Origin of the sequence: Amaricoccus sp., assembly GCF_036846665.1 — a bacterium.
Taxonomy (GTDB): Bacteria; Pseudomonadota; Alphaproteobacteria; order Rhodobacterales; family Rhodobacteraceae; genus Amaricoccus.
On the sequence record NZ_DAIUBO010000188.1, the window covers coordinates 1 to 7,748 of the forward strand.

The window sequence follows — 7,748 nt, forward strand, 5'->3', positions numbered from 1 at the left end:
CGGGGATGTTGAGCAGGATCGCCGTGCGCGAGCCGCCGTAGATCGCACCGACATACATGCAGATCAGCACGAGGATCGCCGTGTCGCGGTCGAGCGTATAGGTCAGCGTCGTGAGCAGGGCCACGCCCATGGTCGCCGTCAGGCCCGGCAGGCTGCCCACGAAGATCCCGAGCAGCGTCGCCCAGGTGACATGGAAGAGCGCGGCGAGGGTGGCGAACCCGGCCAGCGCGGAGACGAACTCCGTCAGCCGCTCCATCAGGGCAGCCGCACGAGAAAGGCATAGCGGAAGAGCACCGCGATCAGGCCGGAACTCGCCAGCCCGAAGCCGGATGCCGCCGCCAGCCGCAGAAGAAGCGCCTTGCCGCCCGGGCCACCCTCGCCGCCGAAGACCGCGACGAAGGAAGCGACGAATATCGCCGTCGCCCAGAAGAAGCTCAGGTTGCCCACCAGCACCAGCGCGTAGACGAGGCAGAGGCCGAGCGCCACGCCGGCGTCGCGCCAGGATTCCATGCCCGCGCCCCCTTCGGCCGCGGGGCGCTCCCGCCGCGCCGAGAGCCAGAGCAGCGCGGCGCAGACGGCGAGCAGCAGCCCCAGGATCATCGGCACGAGGCCGGGAATGCTCGCCGGATGGATGCGCCGCACCTCCAGACGGTCCATCGCCCAGCCGCCGTAGAGCGAAGCCATGCCGATCGCGAAGAGCACGATCGCGGCGACGCGGTCCGCCCGCGCGGATTCAAGCTGCATCGTCACAATCCCGGATTGCCGCAGGCAACGGCCGGCGGGCCGATCCGGCTGCGGGCGGAGCCGCTGGCCCGTCCGCAGCCGAAACGCTCATTCCGCCGGACAGGTGATGCCGATCTCGGAGGGATCGAGCACCGCCTCGCCGCGGGTCACCCGCGCGCAGGCCTCCGAGATCACCACCGGCATGGCCCGCTCGCGCGCCTCGTCGCCGTAGCTCGGCGCGAAGACCGCCCCGCGCTCGTTGGCATAGGCCTGGAGCTCTGGCGAGGTCATCACCTTCTCCGCCCAGACCTTGTCCACGGTGTCATAGACTTCCTGCGGCGCGCCGACCGGGATGAAGACGCCGAAATAATCCGGCGCGACCGGCATGTCCGGCAGCCATTGCGTGATCGGCGGGATCGGATCGAGCCCTTCGATCACCAGCGGCTCGTCGGAGAGCACCGCCAGCGGGCGGATCTTGCCGCCGCGGATCATCTCGGCCTGTTCGGTGGCCAGCTGCGTCGTGGCCTCCACCTCGCCGCTCGCCGCCGCGATCACCGCCGGGTTGCCGCCGTCATAGGCGATCATCCGGGCGTTGAAAGGCTCGCCCGCCGCCTCCGAGATCCCCGCGAGCGCCATGCCGCCCGAGGAATTCACCCCCGCGGTGCCGACCGTGATCTCGCCCGTTTTGACCGCGTCGAGCAGCCCGCCGAAATCCTCGATTGCGGAATCTGCGTTCACGCTGACCACCGGCACGTTCGCGACATGCAGATAGATGCGATAATCGTCGATCGAGGTATCCTCCACGAGACCCGTCACCGCATAGGTCGCGTTGTTCGCGATGGCGTTCGCCGTCCAGGTATAGCCGTCGCGCGGCGCGTCGAGCGCGGATTGCGTGCCCGTCGAGCCCGAGGCGCCGGGCTGGTTGACCACGACGATCTGGGTACCGAGCGCCTCCTCGAGGATCGGCGCCACCACGCGCGTCACCTGATCGGTCGACCCGCCCGCCGACCACGGCACGATGATGTTGATCGGCCGGTCCGGCACCCATTGCGCGAAGGCCGGCGCGCAGGCCGCAAGGGCCAGGCCTGCCACCGCGAGTCCCATGCTCTTGGATTGCATCTTCTTCCTCCCCGTTGTTACCAACTGGTAACAAATGGCTCGGACCCCGTTGTGTCAAGGCGGAACTACCATGACGAACCGCCCGCCCGCCGGCGGCAGGGCGGGTGGATCGGCACAGGATTTCGTGCGGGATGGCCCTCGGGGCCGGGATCGCGCGGGAGGGAGCGTGCCCCGCGTCCGTGCTACCGAAGACCGGTCGCTTCGAGCAGCCCCAGGCGCTTGGCCTCGTAATAATAGCCCCTTGCGTACCAGCCGACCGCCTCGTCCGGGTCGCCGTCCGCCACCAGCCAGGCGCCGCGCAGGTACTTCACCCCGTAGGTCAGGTTGGTCTCGGCATCGAGCAGGCCCTCCGGCCGGCCGCGATAGCCCATGGTGCGCGCCGTCTCGGGCAGGATCTGCATGAGCCCGTAATAGGGGCCGTTGCGCGCCGCCGGAATGTGCCGGCTCTCGCGGATCACCACGCGCTGCACGAGATCGGTCGGCACGCCGTAGCTGCGGGAGGTGGTCTCGATCAGGGCGCGAAGCTCGGGCGTCTCGTTCGGATAGAGCCCCGCGCGTCCGACCTCCGGAGCCGGCGTCTGGCCGGCGCAGGCCACGAGCGTCATCAGGGTCAGCGCCAGCGCCGCGGCACGGCCGCGGGCGGGCCTGCCCGCATCAGCCAAGATCGATCTTGCCTTCGACCACATGCTCGAAATCCTGTCCCTCGACCGTCACCACCGTGCGCAGCTTCAGGCTGCCCCGATCGAGCCCCCGCTCGCGCACCAAGGCCTCGATCGCCTGCTGCGAGGTCACCCCGACCTGCTTGAGATACTTGCGCATCGACATGTTGAACTTCTCGTCCATCCGCCCCGATCCCGTCCTGCTCTGCCCGCTGCAATCTAGTGCGGCCGGCCACCGCCCGCCAGACCGCGTGCGGCCGATGGCGACCCGCGCCGGCGGGACGGCGGAATGCCGCCATTGCCTGCCCCGGCCAGGCGGGCGATACTCGCCCCGTTGCGGCCAACGCAGGCGGATCCCGGGCATGAGCGACACATTCGACCGCGCCCGTGCGCTCGAGGAGAACCTCGCGCGCCAGATCGAGGCGATCCGCGCCTCGGACGTCAAGATCACCCTGCTGGTGCCGACCTGCACCGCGATGATCGGCGTGGTCGCGGCCCTGCTGCGCAGCGCCGATCTCGGCGCCCTGCCCACGGCCTACGTGCTGCTGAGCACGATCCCCATCGTGGTCGCCTATGCCTTCATGGCCCTGTCGGTGATCCCGCGGCTGCGTGGACAGCGGTCGGACTCGCTGGTCTTCTTCGGCGGAATCGCCGCCCAGGACGCGGCCGAGTTCCGCGCCCGCGCCCTCGCGCTGACCCGCGAGGCCTATCTCGCGGACCTGGCCGATCAGTGCCACGCCGCCGCCGGGATCGCGCGCACCAAGTACCGCCACGGCCGCCACGCCTATCTCGCCTTCTTCCTCGCCCTGCCCTTCTGGGCGCTGGCGATCTACCTGCTCAGCCACCCGGGCTGACCGGAGGGGGGCCACCGGGCGGTTAACCGATCGATTACGTTGAAGTTGACCCAAATTGCCCGTTCCCGCAGTCTGATCGCGTGGAGAGCAAGGGGTGAGGGGCGACATGCGTGCCGGTTTCTGGGCGATCGCCCTATTCGGACTTGCCGCCTGCGCCGGCGGCGACCCGGTGGTCCGGCCGAGCGAGAGCGGCGGCAACCGCGCCGACGGCATCGTGACCATGTCCTCGACCACCAGCCTCTATTCGCCCTCCGGCCCGGACTGGCGCGTCGGCCAGGAGGGCGCGGCGAAGCGCTGCCAGTCCTGGGGCCATGACGCCGCGCCGACCTTTGCCGGCTGGCGCGAGAAATGCACCGCCTGGGACCGCTACGGCCGCTGCCTGACCACGCTCGAGACCCGCTACTACGATTGCCAGGGCTGAGGCGGGCGACGCCCTGCCCCATTTGCAAAGGGACCGAAAGCGCCTATAGGCGCGCTCCATGAGCCTCAACCCGCCCGACCTGCGGCCCGACCGCGCGCCCGAACCCCGCCAGGCCGAGCCGCCGCGGCCGGGCCAGCCGCGCGTGGGCATGGTCTCGCTCGGCTGCCCCAAGGCGCTGGTGGACAGCGAGCGCATCCTCACCCGCCTGCGCGCCGAGGGCTATGCCATCTCGCCCGACTACGCCGGCGCGGAGGCGGTGATCGTCAATACCTGCGGCTTCCTCGATTCCGCCCGCGCCGAGAGCCTCGAGGCGATCGGCGAGGCGCTGGGGGCGAACGGGCGGGTGATCGTGACCGGCTGCCTCGGGGCGGAGCCGGAATTCATCACCGGGGCGCATCCGAGCGTGCTCGCCGTCACCGGGCCGCATCAATACGAGGCGGTGCTCGACGCGGTGCATGCGGCGGTGCCGCCGGCGCCCGATCCCTTCATCGACCTGCTGCCGGGCAGCGCGGTGCATCTCACGCCGCGGCACTACAGCTATCTCAAGATCTCCGAGGGCTGCAATCACCGCTGCCGCTTCTGCATCATCCCCGACATGCGCGGGAAGCTGGTCTCGCGCCCCGTGAATGCGGTGCTGCGCGAGGCGGAGCGGCTGGTGGCGGCGGGGGTGAAGGAGCTGCTGGTCATCAGCCAGGATACCTCCGCCTACGGGCTCGACCGGCGGCACGACAGCCATGAATGGCACGGGCGCGAGGTCAGGAGCCACCTCACCGACCTCGCCCGCGAGCTCGGCTCGCTCGGCGCCTGGGTGCGGCTCCACTACGTCTATCCCTACCCGCATGTGCGCGACCTGATCCCGCTGATGGCCGAGGGCCTCGTGCTGCCCTATCTCGACGTGCCGTTCCAGCACAGCCACCCGGACGTCCTCCGCCGCATGGCCCGGCCGGCGGCGAGTGCGCGGACGCTCGAGGAGATCGCGGGCTGGCGGGCGGTCTGCCCGGATCTGGCGCTGCGCTCGACCTTCATCGTCGGCTTTCCCGGCGAGACGGAGGCGGAATTCGCGCATCTGCTCGACTGGCTGGAGGCGGCGCAGCTCGACCGGGTCGGCGCCTTCAAATACGAGGACGTGAAGGGGGCGCGGGCGAATGCCCTGCCCGGCCACCTGCCCGAGGCGGTCAAGGAGGAACGCTGGGCCCGCTTCATGGAGAAGGCCCAGGCGATCAGCGCCGCCAGGCTCGCCGCGAAGGTCGGCCGCCGGATGGAGGTGATCGTCGATGCGGTGGACGACGAGGGGGCCACCTGCCGCACGAAGGGGGACGCGCCGGAGATCGACGGCAGCCTCTTCATCGACGAGGATTTCGCCAGCCTCGCCCCCGGCGACATCGTGACGGTGGCGGTCGAGGAGGCCTCGGACTACGACCTCTGGGGCCGGATCTGCCCGGGCTGAAACCTGTCCCCATGGGGACAGCCTACAGGTCATTGATATGGCTTGATAATTCTCTTAACGAGACGTTACCCGCCGCGCGGCACGCTGTCGCCTCATGGAAGCGGAGGTTTCACCGTCTGACCGGTGCGGGAGCACCGGCATGACTGCAGCTTCACGGCAGGAAGGCGGCAGTCATGCCCGCCGCCATGGGCCCAAGGGCGGCGGACCGGGCGAGGCGCCGGATGTCGGGGCGGCGGACGGCCATGACGCCGTCGCGTGACGTATATTTGCAAATATATTTATGAAACAATGTGAAAACAGTTGAAACGTGCCTGCGCCACATTTCGTGGCGCACTCCCAAACGTATAGACCGAGCGCACGTCATGCACAGCAGGAAGGTCACCGAGCCGTACAAGAAGATTGTTCTAGTTAGACTGCGCGCCTAGAGCCATCTTCCGTATACTATCTATCCTTATATCTATCGCCCCTTTGTATTCATCGTCTTGCCGATGACGAACTTTCATTTCATTCAGAAGGTTTATGGCCCTTTCATAGTTCCGATTCTGAACATTCAAAGAGACAATTTCATTGATCTCTTGGTCGGAGTAATCGAGGTCGCCAATTGAAAATACATAAATAATTGTTGCGATACCTATAACTGACAAACATAACGCAAAGAAGGATCTTACATTGGCGTCTAACTTCTCGTCCACCAAACCATTGATAAGTACATGTGTAAAATACGAAAACACAAATATCAATACTATTGTAAATAAATCACTTCGATCGAATTTAAGGTCAGCCTCTATAAAATTTGCGATAATAATTCCAAGTAATATTCCGAGTATACCAGAAGATAGCGGGAATAGATACTTTCTCCAACTTTCAAAGCGATCTGATAAGGCAAGCACCCCCGGCAATATTCCTAGCACGGCTAATATGATGCTAAGGTGCTGCACCGATACCTCCAGAGCTTAGAAGGAAGGCAGCGCGTCTAAGACCGCGCTGACCTGTAGTGCAAAAGTTCTCACAAACACGATTGAAACTCCCGCCACTCCCCCGCGCTCATGCCGACATCCTCGCGGGTGACGGTCTCGCCCTTCAGCATCCGCCGCAGCGCCTCCATCCCCTTCCCCGAGAACTGCACCGCGTTCAGCCTATAATCCTCGAAGGCGGCCCAGGCGGCCGGGACCCAGTCCTTCACCACCTCGCCGATGGCTTGCGCGTAGGCGCGGATCTCGTATTGGGCGTGCGGATCGGCGCGCAGGCGCAGGAAGTGGAAGAGGTTGTGCAGATCCACCTTCCAGTACCATTGCGTATAGACGTTCGCCGGCAGGTTCATGCGCGCGAGCTCGCGGGCGAGGCCGGACTGGCCCTCCTGGGAGAGCATCGCCTCGTAATGGTCGTAGGCGCGGGCGGAATCCTCGCGCAGGATCTCGAGCACGCGGGCGGATTCCGCCGCGTCCAGCACTGCGCCGCGGCCCTGGTTCATGGTGGTGGACTGGGCGGCGAGATGCTCCGGGGCGGGGATGTAGAATTCGCGGTCGAGGATCGAGTAGCGCGCGGAATATTCGTTCACGTTGGCGGTGCGGTGGCGGATCCACTGGCGGGCGACAAAGACGGGGAGCTTCACGTGCAGCTTGATCTCGCACATCTCGAAGGGCGTCGAATGCCAGTGGCGCATCAGGTAGCGGATCAGCCCGGCATCGTCGCGCGTCGTGCGCGTGCCCTCGCCGTAGGAGACCCGCGCCGCCTGCACGATGGCGCCGTCGTCGCCCATGTAGTCGACCACCCGGATCAACCCGTGGTCGAGCACCGGGATGGCGTGGAAGAGCCAGGCCTCCATGCCGGGCGAGACCGCGCGCAGGGTCTGGGCGGGATGGGCGCGCCGGGCGGCGATCGCGGCCTTTTGTTCCTCGGTCAGCGGCATATGTTAATCCTTCGATCCGGCGGCAGAGAGGGATTCGCCGCAACCAGATATAGCATATTGACGGAAGGCATCCCCAAGATGAAGCTAAAATATCTGCACACCATGGTTCGGGTGAAGGACCTCGACGCCTCGCTGCGCTTCTGGAGGCTGCTGGGGCTCGAGGAGACCCGGCGCATCGAGAACGAGCGCGGCCGCTTCACCCTGGTCTTCCTCGCGCCCCCGGGCCAGCCGGAATGCCCGGTGGAGCTCACCTACAACTGGGACGGGGACGAGGGCCTGCCCTCCGACAGCCGGCATTTCGGGCATCTCGCCTATGGCGTCGAGGACATCTACGCGACATGCGATCATCTCGCGCGCAACGGGGTGACGATCAACCGGCCGCCGCGGGACGGGCACATGGCCTTCGTGCGCTCGCCCGACAATGTCTCGGTCGAGATCCTCCAGATGGGCGACGCGCTGGCGCCGGCGGAACCGTGGAAGAGCATGGAAAACACCGGGCATTGGTGAGGGCACTTCTGGAGCTCGTCTCTTCTGGCACGACCGTCCCGCCTGAAGATGAGGGCAGCGCCTGGCCCGGCGGGTGCGAAGCGCCCGCGTCGTGCCGGAGGCACGCCCT

At 66.7% G+C, this 7,748-nt stretch carries 11 protein-coding genes; 4 read left to right on the forward strand and 7 right to left on the reverse strand.

The window, feature by feature from the left end; translation table 11 throughout:
- From V7050_RS15795 to V7050_RS15815, 5 genes are all read right to left on the reverse strand, one after another.
- The coding region (locus V7050_RS15795; protein WP_324410811.1) for a tripartite tricarboxylate transporter permease at positions 1–256 on the reverse strand (256 nt) is incomplete at its 3' end.
- A complete protein-coding gene (locus V7050_RS15800) occupies positions 256–744 on the reverse strand; it encodes a tripartite tricarboxylate transporter TctB family protein (RefSeq protein WP_324369142.1) in 489 nt (162 codons plus the stop codon). The genes V7050_RS15800 and V7050_RS15795, both read right to left, overlap by 1 nt.
- Before the next feature lie 87 nt (positions 745–831).
- On the reverse strand, positions 832–1,842 hold the full coding sequence (locus tag V7050_RS15805; protein ID WP_324369143.1) for a Bug family tripartite tricarboxylate transporter substrate binding protein: 1,011 nt from the start codon (positions 1,840–1,842) through the stop codon (positions 832–834).
- A 182-nt stretch (positions 1,843–2,024) separates the two neighbouring features.
- Positions 2,025–2,447, reverse strand: a complete 423-nt coding sequence (locus V7050_RS15810) for a lytic transglycosylase domain-containing protein (RefSeq protein WP_324369149.1) — start codon at positions 2,445–2,447, stop codon at positions 2,025–2,027.
- A 49-nt stretch (positions 2,448–2,496) separates the two neighbouring features.
- A complete protein-coding gene (locus V7050_RS15815; protein ID WP_324369145.1) occupies positions 2,497–2,685 on the reverse strand; it encodes a DUF6494 family protein in 189 nt (62 codons plus the stop codon).
- 178 nt (positions 2,686–2,863) lie between these two features.
- Here V7050_RS15815 and V7050_RS15820 point away from each other — a divergent pair, with 178 nt between their 5' ends.
- The 3 genes from V7050_RS15820 (at position 2,864) to rimO (ending at position 5,223) form a co-directional block, all read left to right on the forward strand.
- Positions 2,864–3,355, forward strand: coding sequence for a Pycsar system effector family protein (locus V7050_RS15820; RefSeq protein WP_324375384.1), 492 nt, complete (start codon positions 2,864–2,866; stop codon positions 3,353–3,355).
- Between the two features lie 106 nt (positions 3,356–3,461).
- The gene (gene yecR, locus V7050_RS15825) at positions 3,462–3,776 is read left to right on the forward strand and encodes a YecR family lipoprotein (protein WP_324375386.1); all 315 of its coding nucleotides are present in this window, start codon (positions 3,462–3,464) and stop codon (positions 3,774–3,776) included.
- Between the two features lie 58 nt (positions 3,777–3,834).
- Positions 3,835–5,223, forward strand: a complete 1,389-nt coding sequence (gene rimO, locus V7050_RS15830) for a 30S ribosomal protein S12 methylthiotransferase RimO (RefSeq protein WP_324375388.1) — start codon at positions 3,835–3,837, stop codon at positions 5,221–5,223.
- Positions 5,224–5,627: 404 nt separating this feature from the next.
- Here rimO and V7050_RS15835 read toward each other — a convergent pair whose 3' ends face one another.
- The gene (locus tag V7050_RS15835) at positions 5,628–6,161 is read right to left on the reverse strand and encodes a hypothetical protein (RefSeq protein WP_324375390.1); all 534 of its coding nucleotides are present in this window, start codon (positions 6,159–6,161) and stop codon (positions 5,628–5,630) included.
- A 68-nt stretch (positions 6,162–6,229) separates the two neighbouring features.
- Positions 6,230–7,132: an FAD-dependent thymidylate synthase gene (gene thyX / locus V7050_RS15840; RefSeq protein ID WP_324375392.1), complete on the reverse strand. Its 903-nt coding sequence runs from the start codon at positions 7,130–7,132 to the stop codon at positions 6,230–6,232.
- Positions 7,133–7,210: 78 nt separating this feature from the next.
- Here thyX and V7050_RS15845 point away from each other — a divergent pair, with 78 nt between their 5' ends.
- Positions 7,211–7,639 (forward strand): VOC family protein, encoded by a 429-nt coding sequence (locus V7050_RS15845; RefSeq protein WP_324375394.1) that lies wholly within the window; start codon positions 7,211–7,213, stop codon positions 7,637–7,639.
- Positions 7,640–7,748: the final 109 nt, after the last annotated feature.

What these genes read in the sequence shown, in the direction of transcription:
- V7050_RS15800 (WP_324369142.1), bottom strand. Translation starts at nt 744, where the DNA reads ATGCAGCTTGAATCCGCGCGGGCGGACCGCGTCGCCGCGATCGTGCTC.
- V7050_RS15810 (WP_324369149.1), bottom strand. Translation starts at nt 2,447, where the DNA reads ATGACGCTCGTGGCCTGCGCCGGCCAGACGCCGGCTCCGGAGGTCGGA.
- yecR (WP_324375386.1), top strand. Translation starts at nt 3,462, where the DNA reads ATGCGTGCCGGTTTCTGGGCGATCGCCCTATTCGGACTTGCCGCCTGC.
- V7050_RS15845 (WP_324375394.1), top strand. Translation starts at nt 7,211, where the DNA reads ATGAAGCTAAAATATCTGCACACCATGGTTCGGGTGAAGGACCTCGAC.
- thyX (WP_324375392.1), bottom strand. Translation starts at nt 7,132, where the DNA reads ATGCCGCTGACCGAGGAACAAAAGGCCGCGATCGCCGCCCGGCGCGCC.
- V7050_RS15820 (WP_324375384.1), top strand. Translation starts at nt 2,864, where the DNA reads ATGAGCGACACATTCGACCGCGCCCGTGCGCTCGAGGAGAACCTCGCG.
- rimO (WP_324375388.1), top strand. Translation starts at nt 3,835, where the DNA reads ATGAGCCTCAACCCGCCCGACCTGCGGCCCGACCGCGCGCCCGAACCC.
- V7050_RS15805 (WP_324369143.1), bottom strand. Translation starts at nt 1,842, where the DNA reads ATGCAATCCAAGAGCATGGGACTCGCGGTGGCAGGCCTGGCCCTTGCG.
- V7050_RS15815 (WP_324369145.1), bottom strand. Translation starts at nt 2,685, where the DNA reads ATGGACGAGAAGTTCAACATGTCGATGCGCAAGTATCTCAAGCAGGTC.